The 13,172-nt window shown below is 64.9% G+C and carries 17 protein-coding genes; 13 read left to right on the forward strand and 4 right to left on the reverse strand.

All coding sequences use genetic code 11. The features are described from left to right. The first annotated feature begins 75 nt into the window (after positions 1-75). The 9 genes from RAN53_RS00535 (at position 76) to RAN53_RS00575 (ending at position 6,941) form a co-directional block, all read left to right on the forward strand. Positions 76-1,356 (forward strand): tyrosine-type recombinase/integrase, encoded by a 1,281-nt coding sequence (locus RAN53_RS00535; protein ID WP_305794864.1) that lies wholly within the window; start codon positions 76-78, stop codon positions 1,354-1,356. 96 nt (positions 1,357-1,452) lie between these two features. Further along, a complete protein-coding gene (locus RAN53_RS00540) occupies positions 1,453-2,115 on the forward strand; it encodes a hypothetical protein (protein ID WP_305794865.1) in 663 nt (220 codons plus the stop codon). Between the two features lie 113 nt (positions 2,116-2,228). After that, positions 2,229-2,489 (forward strand): helix-turn-helix transcriptional regulator, encoded by a 261-nt coding sequence (locus RAN53_RS00545; protein WP_305794866.1) that lies wholly within the window; start codon positions 2,229-2,231, stop codon positions 2,487-2,489. Further along, a complete protein-coding gene (locus RAN53_RS00550; protein ID WP_305794867.1) occupies positions 2,486-2,893 on the forward strand; it encodes a hypothetical protein in 408 nt (135 codons plus the stop codon). The genes RAN53_RS00545 and RAN53_RS00550 overlap by 4 nt, the downstream gene beginning before the upstream one ends. Before the next feature lie 72 nt (positions 2,894-2,965). After that, complete coding sequence (locus RAN53_RS00555; RefSeq protein ID WP_305794868.1) at positions 2,966-3,928, forward strand: hypothetical protein; 963 nt, start codon at positions 2,966-2,968, stop codon at positions 3,926-3,928. Then, positions 3,918-5,855 carry a DUF927 domain-containing protein gene (locus tag RAN53_RS00560; protein WP_305794869.1) on the forward strand — a complete coding sequence of 646 codons (1,938 nt, stop codon included), beginning with the start codon at positions 3,918-3,920 and terminating at the stop codon, positions 5,853-5,855. The genes RAN53_RS00555 and RAN53_RS00560 overlap by 11 nt, the downstream gene beginning before the upstream one ends. A gap of 110 nt (positions 5,856-5,965) precedes the next feature. Beyond that, complete coding sequence (locus tag RAN53_RS00565; RefSeq protein WP_305794870.1) at positions 5,966-6,538, forward strand: hypothetical protein; 573 nt, start codon at positions 5,966-5,968, stop codon at positions 6,536-6,538. Next, a complete protein-coding gene (locus tag RAN53_RS00570) occupies positions 6,535-6,750 on the forward strand; it encodes a hypothetical protein (RefSeq protein ID WP_305794871.1) in 216 nt (71 codons plus the stop codon). Before RAN53_RS00565 ends, RAN53_RS00570 begins: the two co-directional genes overlap by 4 nt. After that, a complete protein-coding gene (locus RAN53_RS00575) occupies positions 6,747-6,941 on the forward strand; it encodes a hypothetical protein (RefSeq protein ID WP_305794872.1) in 195 nt (64 codons plus the stop codon). Before RAN53_RS00570 ends, RAN53_RS00575 begins: the two co-directional genes overlap by 4 nt. A gap of 1,163 nt (positions 6,942-8,104) precedes the next feature. On the opposite strand, the gene RAN53_RS00580 is transcribed toward RAN53_RS00575, so the two are convergent. Together RAN53_RS00580 and RAN53_RS00585 are read right to left on the reverse strand one after the other, a co-directional pair. Then, positions 8,105-8,656, reverse strand: coding sequence for a hypothetical protein (locus RAN53_RS00580; protein WP_305794873.1), 552 nt, complete (start codon positions 8,654-8,656; stop codon positions 8,105-8,107). A 10-nt stretch (positions 8,657-8,666) separates the two neighbouring features. Then, positions 8,667-9,620, reverse strand: coding sequence for a hypothetical protein (locus RAN53_RS00585; RefSeq protein WP_305794874.1), 954 nt, complete (start codon positions 9,618-9,620; stop codon positions 8,667-8,669). 753 nt (positions 9,621-10,373) lie between these two features. Here RAN53_RS00585 and RAN53_RS00590 point away from each other — a divergent pair. Together RAN53_RS00590 and RAN53_RS00595 are read left to right on the forward strand one after the other, a co-directional pair. Continuing rightward, positions 10,374-10,655 carry a type II toxin-antitoxin system RelE/ParE family toxin gene (locus RAN53_RS00590; RefSeq protein WP_305794875.1) on the forward strand — a complete coding sequence of 94 codons (282 nt, stop codon included), beginning with the start codon at positions 10,374-10,376 and terminating at the stop codon, positions 10,653-10,655. A gap of 51 nt (positions 10,656-10,706) precedes the next feature. Continuing rightward, on the forward strand, positions 10,707-11,012 hold the full coding sequence (locus RAN53_RS00595) for an addiction module antidote protein (RefSeq protein WP_305794876.1): 306 nt from the start codon (positions 10,707-10,709) through the stop codon (positions 11,010-11,012). Between the two features lie 107 nt (positions 11,013-11,119). Here the strand turns inward: RAN53_RS00595 and RAN53_RS00600 are convergent, their stop codons facing one another. Both RAN53_RS00600 and RAN53_RS00605 read right to left on the reverse strand, forming a co-directional pair. After that, positions 11,120-11,716 carry an exopolysaccharide biosynthesis protein gene (locus tag RAN53_RS00600; RefSeq protein WP_305794877.1) on the reverse strand — a complete coding sequence of 199 codons (597 nt, stop codon included), beginning with the start codon at positions 11,714-11,716 and terminating at the stop codon, positions 11,120-11,122. Continuing rightward, positions 11,706-11,855: a hypothetical protein gene (locus tag RAN53_RS00605; protein ID WP_305794878.1), complete on the reverse strand. Its 150-nt coding sequence runs from the start codon at positions 11,853-11,855 to the stop codon at positions 11,706-11,708. Before RAN53_RS00605 ends, RAN53_RS00600 begins: the two co-directional genes overlap by 11 nt. A gap of 227 nt (positions 11,856-12,082) precedes the next feature. Between RAN53_RS00605 and rnk the strand changes: the two genes are divergently transcribed. Next, positions 12,083-12,496, forward strand: a complete 414-nt coding sequence (rnk, locus tag RAN53_RS00610) for a nucleoside diphosphate kinase regulator (protein ID WP_305794879.1) — start codon at positions 12,083-12,085, stop codon at positions 12,494-12,496. Positions 12,497-12,506: 10 nt separating this feature from the next. Further along, entirely contained in the window at positions 12,507-13,127 is a 621-nt protein-coding gene (locus RAN53_RS00615; protein WP_305794880.1) for a LysE family translocator, read from the forward strand. The last annotated feature ends 45 nt before the right edge of the window (positions 13,128-13,172 follow it).

Raw genomic sequence — 13,172 nt, forward strand, 5'->3', positions numbered from 1 at the left:
TCCTTGTAGCTTTGCGTGGCATAGACTAGCTTCCAATAACATGCCCTATGTTGGTAAGGATGTTGGTAAGCGGCCATGCCCAAGAAAGCCCATCCCCTGTCTGCCCTTGAGGTGAAGCGCCTCACCACCCCCGGCTATCATGCCGTTGGCGACGTGGCCGGCTTGTTGCTGCGTGTCGATAAGAGCGGCGCCCGGTCGTGGATACTGCGCTACACCACCGGCGAGACTCGCCTAGCCAAAAGCGGCAAGCCCTACAAGGTGCGTCGGGATCATGGCCTAGGCGGCTACCCCGATACGTCGCTGGCGCTAGCCCGCGAGAAGGCCCGCAAGGTCCGCGAGATGCTGGCCCAAGGCATCGACCCCCTGGCAGAGCGAAAGGCCGCCAAGCAAGCCCGCTTGGCGGCTGAATTGGCGCGCCTGACCTTCAAGGAGGCCGCCGAGGCCGTTATTAAGGTGAAGCAAGCCGAAGCCAGCAATCCGAAACACGCCAGCCAATGGCGCCAAAGCCTGGAGGCATACGCCTTACCCACATTGGGCGCGATGAGCGTGGCCGATATTGAGCTGGTCCACGTCAAGCAAGCCCTCGAACCCATCTGGCAGAGCAAGCCCACCACCGCCGCCCGCGTGCGCCAGCGTATCGAGTCCGTGTTGTCTTGGGCGACCGCCCACGGCCACCGCGCCGGCCCCAACCCGGCGGCTTGGAAAGGCAACCTTGATGCGGCGCTGCCGGCGCCAGCCAAGATCAAGAAGAAGACCCACCATCGGGCGATGCCCATTGATGAGATGCCGGCGTTCTGGGCGCGGCTGAGCGAGCGCGACGATATGCCGGCCAAGGCGTTGGCGTTCACGATCCTGACGGGCAGCCGGTCTGGAGAGGTGCTGGGCGCCCGTTGGGAGGAAATCGACCTGGCTGGAGCGGTCTGGACGATACCGCCGGAGCGCATGAAGGGCCGCCGCGAGCATCGCGTACCGCTGTCGCCGGCTGCCGTTGAGCTGCTGCGTTCGCTGCCCCAGGCCGATCAAGGGCTGGTATTCACTCGCGACGGCGGGCGCAAACTGTCCGACCGGGCGATGACCGACCTACTGGATGCCATGGGCGAGAAGGAGCGGGCGACTGTCCACGGCATGAGGTCCACGCTTCGCGACTGGCTGAGCGAGCGCACGTCTACCCCACACGATGTTGCCGAGATGATCCTGGCCCACGCCATCGGCAACCAGGCCGAAGCCGCCTACCGCCGGGGCGACCTGCTGGCCAAGCGCGCCCGTGTGATGAAGCAATGGGCCGCCTTCCTGGCCACTCCCACCAGCGCCAGCAAGAAGGTAACGGCGATCCGTAAAGAGGCATCCACCGAATAACCGATTTGGCCGGCTAGGGCCGTACACCCGAATACGCGGCGACTCCACCGCGCCCGCCGGCCATCTTTCCCTGGAGTGAGCGCAAAGGAGTAGCGCATGGCACTTTCACCTTGGCATGTCGCCAGCCGCATGAGCTGCGAGGAGGTCGCGGCGTTGCTGGGCGGCTATGACATTACCGCCGCGAAGGCTGGATATATCCGCGAACACCACTTACACGAATTGAATGAATGGTCGCGCGTCATTGTTGAGGCTGCCCAAGCAGGTGAGATCGAGCCTTGGTCAATTTATGAATTGGCCCCTGATCCCGAAGGCGGCGAGGAAGTAAATAACGCGGGACAGCTATGTTTGGGCTGCGCATGGCAGTGGCGTCAAAAGGAGGATATTGGCTGGCAGATGGCATCGGATGATGATTTAAAGCTGACCTTCGAGCGCCCCGAGGTCTACCGCTGGCTGAAAGCGTCAGGCGTTGCCGACGATGATATCCCCGAGGCGCTGCGCGTCATGCCCAAGCCTCAGGCGCCAGCCGCACCACAAAACAAGCCCCTTCACCACAAGCGCAGGCAAACTTATCTGAAATTGATAGAGGGGCTGGCGTTAGAGGTGCTGGGCGGCGAGATACCAGACGAGCCCTACAAGGTCGCCGCCATGCTTCAAACGGTACTGGAAGGCCGCGGACTGAAGCTGGATGACGAGCCGATAGCTAAGACGGTGCAAGAGATACTGGCCGCCCGCGAGGAGCGTGCCAGCGACCCATTTTGATGCGACATACCCCTATGTCGCACCCATGACGGACGGCACCTGCCCTTTATAGGACTGCCGGCCAACCTGCCACGCCATGCTGCCCGTGAACCCAAAACGCGAGGCAGTACCACATGGCATCCGCTACCCACGCCGCTACCACTGGCGGCCACGACACCCCCGCACCGGAGCAGCAAGGCGCCAGCAATGCCTGGCGCGCCTGGCTGTCCGTCAAGCAACTGGCCGATCGCTACGGCGCCCATGAAGCCACAATCTGGCGTTGGTCTCGTGAAGGCCGTTTCGTCCAGCCGGTGAAGCTGGCCGGCAACCTTACCCGTTGGTCGCTGAGCGACGTTGAAAGCTGGGAGCAAGCCCAGCGGGAGGCGTCGGCATGATTACCCTCGACCTGACGCTTTACGGCGCTGGCGCCAGCGACCTTGCCCACCATCTGCGGGCCGTTGCTGAGCGCATAGAGTCCCTTGGCGATGCGGCCATACCTCAGCCGGGCGAAGAAAGGCCCGTGCGAATCAATGATGCACTGGTGGGCGCGATCACCGTGCCGGAGCGGCTGAGCCTTGAGAGTGCCGACAACCTGGCCAGTGCTGAGCGCGTCGGCAACCTCCTCCCGGCTTGTTCTCATACGGCGCTGCTGGCGCTGGTAGGTGTGCCACGCGACCACGGCTTACCCCTAATGCGTTACCGGCGTTTGCTTGAGGCTGTGGACATCCTGGCCGTCGGGCTTGGCGAGCGCGCCGATTTTCAGCGGGATAAGGCAGAGGAGGGCGGCGACGATGTTTGAGCTTTCGCACCTGCTGGCCGGCGCCTGGCGCTGGATAACCGGCAAGCCCAAGGCAAGCGAGGAGGGCGAGGCATGACACCCAAAACGCAAAAGGACCGGCTCCCCGCTAGGAGCCGGACCCATACCGCTGCGCCGCCTAAAGCGCCCCCCAAGCATACCACCATCGAGGCCGCACTGGCTGAGGCATTGGCCCGGCATGGCGTGATGCTGGCGCCCATAGCGTCAGGCCGGTTCGAGCGATTCGCCACGCCGGACAAGCCGAACAAGCGGAATGGCTGGTATCGCATCCAATCGCCCCTGGCGGCCAGCTACGGCATCTTCCACCTGGACGTTAACGAGGTGGTGACGCTGCACGGCGCCAGCGATCCCGAGGCCGCCGCCCAGGCACGGCTGGACGCCATGCGAGAGCGTGAGCGCCGTGACCGTGAGCGCCAGCAGCAAGAGGCCAAGGCAGCCGACAAAGCCCGGCGCTGGTGGGCTGTGGCCGGCCCTGGCGATCCTGCCCACTCCTGGCTGGCCCGCAAGCGACTACCGCCGCATCACCTGCGCCAGCGCGGCGACATGCTGCTAATGCCGCTGTACGTCGAGGGCGAGCTGGTCAACCTGGAGCGCATTTTTCCCGACGGCAGCAAGCGCACCTTGAGCGGGGGCCGCGTCAAAGGTGCTGCGAGCCTGATAGGCGACCTAGCTGGCGCCCAGCGCGTGCTGGTGGCCGAGGGATGGAGTACCGCCGCCGCCTTGTATGAGGCCATGGGCGTTCCTGTCGTGGTGGCGCGCAATGCCGACAACCTGGCGCCGGTTGCACGGCGCCTGCGGCAACGCCTGCCGGATGACGTGGCCATGACCGTCTGCGGCGACGATGACCGCCACCTGCCGGCCAAGGGCAAGGCCAACAAGGGCGCGGTTGAGGCCCGCCACGCGGCGCTGGCCATTGGCGGGGAGCTGCTGATGCCGCAATTCTGCGAGGGCTGCCGGGGCTGTACCGACTTTGCCGACGTGCGCCTGTGCCGGCTGGGAGGTAGCCATGGTGAGTGAATACCGCGATCCCGATACCGTCGATATGTTCGGGCAGCCGCCGGCCACTGAGCCCGCCCATATCCCGCTGGAAGTGTCCAAGGTGTCCAACGTGTCCCAGCCCAGCAATGACGCGGCTTCCCGCCGGGACACCACTGGGACACCACCTGTCCCAACGTGTCCCATCGCCCGCGAGGTGGACCCCAGCGAGGCCGGGCCGGTCAAGGTGAAGGAGCCCAGGCGTCCCACCTTCGCCTGCTATCTGGCCCCCAGCCAGTTTGGGCCGCCGGGGCTCTACTTCCACGGGCAGCGCCAGCCTAGGGGCGACGGCGAACCCGAGCCCTTCGACAAGCGTGTATGCAGCCCCATCGAGTGCCTGGCCGCTACCCATGACGAGCGCCACGATAACCACGGGCTGCTGCTGCGCTTCAAGCCGCTGTATGGGCCGTGGCGGCAATGGGCGATGCCCCTGCGGCTGCTGAAGGGCAGCGGCGAGGAGATGCGCGGCGAGCTGCTGGACATGGGCGTTCGCATCGAGCCCGATGCGGCCAAGGAGCTAAACCAATGGGCGGCAAGGCAGGCGCCTGGTGAGGTGGTGGTGGCCGCGACCCGCGTGGGCTGGCATCGCGTCGAGGAGGCGCTGGCGTTCGTCATGCCCCGGCGCACCATCGCCCAGGGCGAGCTGGCGCGCCGGATCACCTTCCAGAGCGAGGTGGCCGGCCAAGACGAGTACGCCACCGCCGGCAGCCTGATGAGCTGGCGCGAGGCGATTGGCCGGCTATGCAGCGGCAACCCGCTGATGGTGCTGGCCGTGTCCACCGCCCTGGCCGGCCCGCTGCTGCACCTGACGCATCGGCAAACCGCCGGCATCCATCTGGTGGGCGATAGCAGCAACGGAAAGACCACGCTGCTGGAGGTGGCGGCGAGCGTCTGGGGCGGTCCCGACTTTAAGCGCACCTGGCGCGCCACCGGCAACGGGCTGGAGGGTATCGCGGCAGCCCTGAGCGACACGGCGCTGATACTGGACGAGATAGGCGAGGCCGATGGCAAAGAGATCGGCGCCACCGTCTACGCCTTGGGCAATGGCACCGGCAAGGCCCGCGCCAGCCGCAACGGCACCGCCCGCCGCCCGCACCGCTGGCGCATCGCGGTATTGAGCAGCGGCGAGCGCACCCTGGCTGCCCACATGAGCGAGGCAGGCAAGCGCCCCCACGCCGGGCAGGCGGTCCGGCTGCTGGATATACCCGCCAAACGGGCGCATGGCGCCTTCGACCGTCTGCACCACCTGGCTGATGGCCGCGCCTTTGCGGATCACCTGAAAAGCGAGGTGACGCGCCACCATGGCCACCTTGGGCCGGCGTTCATCGAGCGGCTGGTGGCCGAGGAGCGCGACCTGGCCGGGGAGGTGGACCGCTTCGCCCAGGTAGACGGCTTCGCTTCGACCCGACCGCTGCAAGGCCGGGCCGCCAAGGTGCTGGCGCTGATCGGGCTGGCCGGCGAGCTGGCCACCGAATACGGGCTGACAGACTGGCAAGCGGGCGAGGCCATGGCCGCGGCTATCGAGGCGTTCCACGCATGGACCGACGGGCAGGGCGGCGTGAGGTCCGAGCATGAGCAGATATTGGCCAACGTGGCCGGCTTCATCGAGCGACACGGCGATGCCCGTTTCAGCAGCATCGAGGGCGACCCGGCCCATACCCCTATGGTGCGCGACCGGGCCGGCTGGTGGCGCGACGATGGCCAGGGGCGGACTTATCTGTTCAACGGCGAAGGACTGTCCGAGGCGCTGGGCGGCTTCGACGTGAAGCGCGGCACCGAAGCCCTAGAGGTCGCTGGCTGGCTGGTGGAGCGAGAAGGCGAGAAGCGTTCCATACGGCTGTCGATCAACGGCAGCCGCCGCCGCGTCTACGCGATCCGCCCGGCTGAGGCCGAGGAGGGCGCGGCATGAGCCTGGACGACGTTTACCGCGCCTTCGCTGGGACACCAAAGGACACCACCCGGCCCGAAGGTGTCCCGCCGCCAACCCGCACGGTTGAGCCCTTGGGACACGTTGGCCCCGTGGGACACCAGAAAGAGCAGGTAGGGCAGGGAGAGGCCGGGCCGACGCATGAGGGCGAGACGCTGCTGGCCGCCCTGGCGGATGCGGGCCGCGACCTTAGGCCGGACCTGGAGCGCCAGCTACGCGAGACGCTGGCGCCCCTGAGCCGGCAGGTACGGGCCGAGCTGGTGGCCGTGATAGATGACACCTTCGAGGTGGCATCCGATGTTGAAGCTGCCCGCCGGCAGGCCCATCGCTTGCTAAGAAATGCTAAGGCGCTAGAGGCCGCCAAGGCGGTCTGGCCGGCCTACCCGTCACCGCCGCCCACCCAAACCCCAGCGCCAGCGGCGGGCCGCGTTGAGCCCGTAGCGCCATGGCTGGCGCATATCGCGCGCCACTGCGAGCTGGTGGCGGATGACCGCCGCTACCTGCTACACCACCTGGCCGCCCGGTCCGATGCCGAGGCCATGCGCCTGGCCCATCGCTACGTCGAAGAGTGGGCGGCTGGCGCGGCTGCCGAGCCCCAACCGCACCGCCAAGCCAATGCCGGCAGGCGGGCCGCTAACGCCATGCTGAGAGGTGCCACACCATGAGACGACGCCACCCCAAGGGCCGCCCGTCCAAGGCCGCCCAGGACGCCTATCGCCGGCTGCTGGCGGGCGACACTGATGATTCTTCCCGACTAGAAAAGGGCGGCATCGATCTGGAGCTGCCGGCCATCGACCTGGACAGCCTGCCGGAGCTTGACCTAGAGCTGCCCGCTATCGACCTGTCCCACGATACCGGGGAGGAGGGCGAGCGATGAGCAAGAACCCTAGGCGGCTGGCCGAGCCCGTGCGGCTGATCGTGAGCGTCGAGGCCGAGGTGGTGGCGGCCATCGACAAGCTGATGAGCCAAGGGCGGCACCATGGCCACCGCAACCGCGCCGAGTTCGTGCGGCTGGCCATCGAGCGCGAGCTGGCGCGATGCCGGTCTGATGATTTCCGCACCCCCTAAAAGGACCGGCGGTTGAAAAACAATCAAGATTTATCAAGGGCGCCCCAAGCTGGGCGCCTTCGCCGTGTGAGCGTCTGATGATTTTTCGACCCATAACGCGCGCGAGCGCGGCACCGTCACCCCAACAAAACCCAACATCGGGGCGGCGTCAGGGCGCCGGGCATGTTGACAAATGCTGACATCGGAAAGGCGCCGGCAACCTGTCCAAACCTGGCATCGGTCACCGGCTCGGGTGCTAAGAAATGCTCAGGCACCGTAGGCTGCAAAGACTGTTTTGCCGGCCTGCTCTGAGCTCTCGCCCACCGAAGTTCAGCCGCTGGCAGATGGATAGTTAACGCAATGATGAGAGAGATGTTATCCAATTAACCGAACTGCGCGGGGCAATAACGGGACAACACCAAGAACAATATGGGTTTCGACCCCTATTCCTGCTCATGCTTTGCCAGACGCCGAGCTTCGCGTTTGCTCTCACGGTAGCATGACCAGAAGACGTAAGCCGGCCCGCCTATGATGAAAGCCCACTTTATGATTTCCATGACGCCCCTACCGTGATGGATTTAGATTTCACGATAGCACACGACCCACCATTTCCCTGGCCACGTGCCGGGTTTACACGACATGCAATTCTGGGGCTGGCCGTCCGTTGCCGGGCTGCGTGTGTCCCTTGGGCGCACCCACTAGGCGACCGAGGCCGCGAGATAAGGCACCATCCTGAGCATGGCCCAACGTGTGGCCGCCTGCTGTAAGAGATTGCCGACACAAAAGGTACTCCACCCCCTACCCCGTACTCGAGGGGCCGCCGAGACCCAGCCGCGGGCTATTTATGGCCGTTTCGCTTCGCTTCCGTTTCCGGTTGGCTGCTGGCGCTCAAGCTCCGCCACTGCTGGGCTGGCGCCTTCCTGATAACCGGAACTCGATAGCCTGTCGAGTCGAGGGGTGCCGAAAACCCAAGGTACTGGGAAAGGCCCACCCCACCGGCCACGGGGCGCCGAATGCCTGGCTGTCGGCATTTTTTCGGCGTTTCATGGCCGTTAGCAGCAGCCCACCCAAACCCGTATGGTTGGTGGGCTGCGAGGTGCAGAAGGTGGCGGTTTGATGTTGAGGTTTGTTGCGGTGCGGGCGATGTATGGCCTGCACGCTTGAGGAGGTTCAGATGTGTAGCATTATGAGTCGCGGTAGTATTTGGCAGGCATGCCGAACCAAACCTGATTATCAGGCACATCCTTGCGCACCTGAGAGCAGGCGCCAATTTCGGCGTTCTCGCCGATGGTGACCGCGGGCATGATGACAACGCTGGCACCGAAGCGTGAGCCTTTCTTCAGCCGGCCGACTGACTTCTCGTCGTTCTTAGTCAAGTCAGGCGTGTCGGTGACCACGAAGGCGTACTTCATCACCACATCGTCCTCGACGATCGTGTTCGCCGACAGCGTGCCGCGGCTACCCATGATCACATGATCACCCAGCAGGCAGTTGTCGCGGATCTCGCAGTAGGATGTGAAAGAGCAGTCGGCCCCGATCACCACGTTCTTGCCAACCTTGGTGTAGGTGCCAATCTTGGTGTTGCGCCCGATCTTGGCGCCCTGGAGCACCATCGCATAATCCTCGATCACAGCGCCTGCGGCGATCTGGACATCATCTTCAATGATGCAGAACCTGCCGATGGTGACCCCTTCGGCGATGTTTGCCTTCTCTGAAACGATGGAAAAGTCGGTCATGCCGATACCCTTAGTTATCAAGTGGCTTTGGAACGCCTGACATCCTGCCAGACGCGGATTTCGCGGGCTTCGCCGGGGCGCCCATCAGCAACAGTCCCGGCTCCTCGCAATGCTTCACCACGACTGCGCCGGCACCGACGACGGTTCGCTCGGCGAGCCGCGTCTGCGGTCGAACCACGGCCCCAGAGCCAAGAAAGCACTGCTGGCCCAGGCTGACGTTGCCGGCGATCGAGATATTGTTGGCGAAGTGGCACTCGGGGCCGATCTGCGAGCCATGGCCGATCTTGCTGCCGTGGGCGATCACACACCCTTCCCCGATGATGGTGGTCTCGTTGACCGAGCCGCGTACCACGGTGATGTCACTGCCCAGGAAGGAGCCACGACCGACCGTTGTGAAGCCGGTCTGGGGCTGCACGACACGACGTCGGGTGGCGGGGTCCCAGATCCATGCCACGCCGGTCGCGCCGATCGTGGAGTGAGACTCGATGGTCACGTCCTCTTCGATCGTGGTGCCGCGCATGATGGTGACATGAGAGTGGAGCCTGGCACCGGCCTTGACGATGCAATCCTCGAGGACGCAGAAGGGGCCGATGTAGGCGCTGGCGTCGATCTCGCAGTTCTCACTGACGACTGCGGTGGGGTGGATGCCTTGGGGCTTCTCGCGCTCACCTACCATGACCTCCATCAGCCGATAGAACACCAGCTGAGGATCCTCCACCTGGATGGTCACATTCCCGTCTCCACCGAAATCGGTCTCGGGGTACAGGATTATGGAGTTCTCGATCTGTGGCGGGTTGGGGATGCCTGCCGCCAGAAAGTAGATTCCGGCCGGCTCAATCTGCCGCAGGCTCTTGAAGGCATAGCGAGCTTCAGCGGCGGCAGAGCTTGATGTAGAGAAGGGGATGTTGAGCTGTTGGAGCTTCTGTTGCACCTCTTCCAGCGTGAAGGTTCGGGCTTCGCGCATACGCATCCCTGCTATTGGTCTATGGAAATACCACACCCTACTAAGATTCATTTGCAGGCGCGACATTAATCTCGAAGGATGCGCTAATGTTCACGGCGGCTGTAGGAGATCGCTTACTTGTATGAATGGCTGCACGATTGCGAACCCCGCATGATGAGCGGCTGCGAGGTACTGAGGATGGCAGTTTGGTGTTGGTGTTGGTGTTGGTGTTGGTGTTGGTGTGCTGGCGCTGGTACGCACCATGGGTACGCACTCGGCTGCTCGCACCAGCAAGGCAGGGGCGGGCTGATTCTTGAGCGGCCGTCGCCAGCGACCGGAGCGCCCCATTTCTTGAATCGCTAACCCAGTTTTTCCCGTGGGGAAGTGAGCGGCTGATACCGGGCAGGTAGGGCAGAGAAAGGGCCGAGCTGGCTGCGGTAACATGACGCATAGAGTGGCAGCCAAGCGCATTGGTAGATGTTGGTAGGTATGTTGGTAAGGCGATTGCTTCGGCTTCAAGATGCTGATTTTTATGAAGTGGTGTCGGATTCAAAATCCGCCGGGTGCAAGCCCTTGTCGGTTCGAGTCCGACCGCCGGTACCAGCCCCTCTAGCATGACGACGGCCGCCTGCCTTCCCAGCAGGCGGCCGTCGGCGTTTTCGCCATTACCTTTCGCCTCCACGTTACTCAGGGTGCAGAGGGAGGGCGTCGTCAGCGCCTTCTTGAGGCTGTCTCCTTGCATGCTTTTGTAGTTTTTAAGCTACAATGCGCCCGATGATGGAGCTTACGCACTACCTCACCGCTGACGGCCACGATCCGTTTCAAGCCTGGCTGGATGCCACCAAGGGCAAGGATCGTCAGGCAGCCATGCGCGTGCTGACTCGTCTCAACCGTTTGGCCGCCGGCAATGCCGGCGACACCAAGGCCGTTGGAAATGGAGTGCTGGAGCTTCGAATCGACTACGGCCCTGGCTACCGCGTGTATTACGCCAAGGTGGGCAGACGCCTGGTGATGTTGTTGATCGGTGGCACCAACCAAGAAGCGCCAGCAGGCTGACATCGAGCAGGCTAAGGCGTTTCTGAAAGACCACCGGAGGAGAGCGCGAACATGAAAAGCCACGACACTGCTGTAATCGAGATGCTGCGTGATGACCCGGGCATGGCGGTCGATTACCTGCGCACCGCCTTCGATGAGCTGGACGAGGAGGGTGGCGAGTCTGCCTTCCTGGTGGCGCTGCGTCATGTGGTGGAAGCCCAGGGCGGCATGGATGCCGTGGCTGAGCGTGCCAAGGTCTCACGCGAGAGTCTGTACCGGGCATTGTCACCCAGGGGGAACCCGACCCTGCGCACCATGACCGCGGTCATCAAGGCGACCGGCATTCACTTCCATGACCTGACGCATCACGCTTCCTGAAATTCGAGTCCGACCGCCGGTACCAGCATCTATTCCGATCCAGACAGCCGCCTGAGTTATCGACTCAGGCGGCTGTCTGCGTTTATGGCCTTCTCGAGGCGAGGCGCTTACCCCATCACGCTTACCACCACGATGGCCAGGGTGCCCCCGGTCAGCAGGTAGCCCGCGAGGGCGAAGAGGCCGTCGTCGGCGAGCAGCGCCAGGCCGAACAGGGTCAGCGCGAGGCCGGCGCCGTTGGCGCTGAACGGGATGAACTCCATGGGCGGCATGGCCAGCGCGATCACCAGGCAGATCACTGCCACGGCGAAGTGAGCCGGCGGGCGGGTGAGCGCCGTCAGGCGTTGATGCAGCAGGCGGTCCGTCCAGGCCGCCGGGCGCTCCAGCCAGGCCAGCACGCGATGGAAGCGCGGCCGTGACACCCGGCGCTGCAGCAGCCAGTGGGGCAGCCAGATGCTGCGCCGCCCGACCAGCAGCTGGCTGCTCGCGATCAGCACCAGGCTGGCCATCAGCGTCGGTACCCCCGGGATGTCGCCGACCAGCGGGGCCAGGGTGACCAGGCCGGCTACCAGCAGGAAGGGGGCGAAGCTGCGCCGGCCCACCGCCTCCAGCAGGGCTTGCAGGCTGACGCTCTGCTCGCGCTGTCCGGCATGCCTGACCCGCTCCAGCAGGGCGCTGAGGCTTGCCGGCCCCGCCTCAGCGGCCACGCCGCGTGACCATCAGCAGAATACCGAGCAGCACCAGCACCGGGCCGATGAAACCGACCGGACTGGCGGCCTGCCAGCCCACGATGGGCAGCATGACGCCGAGAGCGATCATCAACCAGGCGAAGAATCGAACCGACATGGGAGGCTCCGGCGATTGAGGTGGCCCCAGTCTAGCGTTCGCCCCGCCTGGTTGCAGCCCGATCCACCCGGCTGGGTGAAAGTTCCGCGTCGAAGACTGTCCGAAGTCGGCCGGATGTCGTATGGTGAGGTTTATACAGTCCTTCGCCCGCTAGCGGGTGGAGGGCTGTTTTCGTTGGATACTCCGATAAGCGTACAAATAGCGTTTATCAGCGTTCAGGAGGTGCCATGCTGTCCCGTCCCCCCATCATCATCAACCGGCTCGATGCCGACCGTCTGCAGCGCCTGATCGATGAGGCCAGCGACAAGGACCGCTTCGTGGCCGATGCCCTCGAGCAGGAGCTCGAGCGTGGCGAAGTGGTCGATCCCGAGGAGATTCCCGAGGATGCGGTCAGCATGAACAGCCGCATCCAGTTCACCGACCTGAGCCGTGGGCGCCAGATGATTCGCACCCTGGTCTATCCCCGCTCGCTGGGGGACGTCGAAGATGCCATCTCGGTGATGGCGCCGGTGGGCGCCGGCCTGATCGGCCTGCGGGTCGGTAATACCATCGATTGGCCGCTGCCCGATGGCGGCCATGTCCAGCTGCGTGTGGATGCCATCCTGTGGCAGCCCGAGCGCGAGAAACAGTATCACCGCTGAGGTTCCTGCGATGCCCTTTTCCCTGTGGCTCTCCCTGGCGGCGGTGTGTGCCATGGGCGCCATGTCGCCGGGACCCAGCCTGGCCATGGTGCTGCGCCACACCCTGGGAGGCGGCCGTGCCCCGGGGGTGGCGGCGGGGCTATCCCACGCCCTGGGAGTGGGCTTCTACGCCTTGCTGACCGTGTGGGGGCTGGGGGCGCTGATCGTGCGCCAGCCCATGTTGTTCCAGGCGATCTCCTGGGGCGGCGCGGCCTACCTGGCCTGGCTGGGCATCAGGGCCCTGCGTGCCGGGCGTGCCGGCCCGCTGGAGGCGGTGGGGGCGCCCACCACCCGCCGCCAGGCGGCCCGCGACGGCGTGCTGGTGGCCCTCGGCAACCCCAAGCTGATCCTGTTCTTCATCGCCCTGCTCAGCCAGTTCGTCACCCCCGGCATGAGCCTGGTGGCCCAGGTGCTGATCGTACTCACCGCCATGCTGATCGACGCCGGCTGGTATGTGCTGGTGGCCCTTGGGCTCTCCCATTCGCGAGTGCTGCCCTGGCTGCAGGCCCGCGCCCACTGGATCAACCGCGCCACCGGGGTGCTGCTGCTGGCGCTGGCGGCGCGGGTGATCAGCGGGCCGCTGCTCGCCTGAGCGGCAGGCGCGAACGTTGACGAAGGGCGGCCGGGGCGTGGTTGA

Origin of the sequence: Halomonas sp. SSL-5 (assembly GCF_030708455.1) — a bacterium.
Taxonomy (GTDB): Bacteria; Pseudomonadota; Gammaproteobacteria; order Pseudomonadales; family Halomonadaceae; genus Halomonas.